Below are 1862 nucleotides of genomic sequence, written 5' to 3'. Positions count from 1 at the left end.
GACTCAGATACAGATTCGCTTACTGACTCTGATACAGATTCACTTACTGATTCAGACACGGACTCGCTTACTGATTCTGATACTGACTCTGATACGGATTCACTTACTGATTCTGATACGGACTCTGATACGGATTCGCTCACTGATTCAGATACGGACTCTGATACGGACTCGCTTACTGATTCTGATACAGACTCTGATACGGATTCACTTACTGATTCTGATACGGACTCTGATACGGATTCGCTCACTGATTCAGATACGGACTCTGATACGGATTCGCTCACTGATTCTGATACGGACTCAGATACGGATTCGCTCACTGATTCTGATACAGACTCTGATACGGACTCGCTTACTGATTCTGATACAGACTCTGATACGGATTCACTTACTGATTCTGATACAGACTCTGATACGGATTCACTTACTGATTCTGATACTGACTCAGATACAGATTCACTTACTGATTCTGATACTGACTCGCTTACTGATTCAGATACGGACTCAGATACAGACTCGGATACAGATTCAGATACTGACTCTGATACGGATTCACTTACTGATTCTGATACTGACTCTGATACAGACTCAGATACGGATTCACTTACTGATTCTGATACTGACTCAGATACAGACTCAGATACGGATTCTGATACTGACTCGCTTACTGACTCTGATACGGATTCTGATACGGATTCGCTTACTGATTCTGATACGGACTCAGACACTGACTCTGATACAGACTCTGATACAGATTCACTTACTGATTCTGATACGGATTCACTTACTGATTCAGATACAGACTCTGATACGGATTCGCTTACTGACTCAGACACTGACTCTGATACAGACTCTGATACAGATTCACTTACTGATTCTGATACGGACTCTGATACGGATTCGCTCACTGATTCAGATACGGACTCAGATACGGATTCGCTCACTGATTCAGATACAGATTCACTTACTGACTCAGATACTGACTCAGATACAGATTCACTTACTGACTCAGACACGGACTCAGATACAGATTCACTTACTGATTCTGATACGGATTCGCTCACTGATTCAGATACAGACTCAGATACAGATTCACTTACTGATTCTGATACTGACTCAGATACAGATTCACTTACTGACTCTGATACAGATTCACTTACTGACTCGGATACAGACTCAGATACAGATTCACTTACTGATTCTGATACTGACTCTGATACGGATTCACTTACTGATTCAGATACAGACTCAGATACGGATTCACTTACTGATTCTGATACGGACTCAGATACAGATTCGCTTACTGACTCAGACACGGACTCTGATACAGACTCTGATACGGATTCTGAAACTGATTCGCTTACTGACTCAGATACAGATTCACTCACTGACTCAGATACAGATTCACTTACTGATTCTGATACAGACTCTGATACGGATTCACTTACTGATTCTGATACGGACTCAGATACAGATTCACTTACTGATTCTGATACTGACTCGCTTACTGATTCAGATACGGACTCAGATACAGACTCGGATACAGATTCAGATACAGACTCAGATACGGATTCACTTACTGATTCTGATACTGACTCAGATACAGACTCAGATACGGATTCTGATACGGATTCGCTTACTGACTCTGATACGGATTCTGATACGGATTCGCTTACTGATTCTGATACGGACTCAGACACTGACTCTGATACAGACTCTGATACAGATTCACTTACTGATTCTGATACGGATTCACTTACTGATTCAGATACAGACTCTGATACGGATTCGCTTACTGACTCAGACACTGACTCTGATACAGACTCTGATACAGATTCACTTACTGATTCTGATACGGA

At 41.7% G+C, this 1862-nt stretch carries 1 protein-coding gene; it reads right to left on the bottom strand.

The genetic code is table 11. The annotated features are described in order from the left end of the window. The coding region (locus tag ACGHCK_RS11395; protein ID WP_394304577.1) for a hypothetical protein at window positions 1-1862 on the bottom strand (1862 nt) is incomplete at both ends.

It is taken from the genome of Lactococcus muris (assembly GCF_042849115.1).
Lineage (GTDB): Bacteria > Bacillota > Bacilli > Lactobacillales > Streptococcaceae > Lactococcus > Lactococcus muris.
The sequence above is the reverse complement of the archived record's forward strand: the minus strand, read 5'-3'. Positions and strand labels throughout refer to the sequence as shown.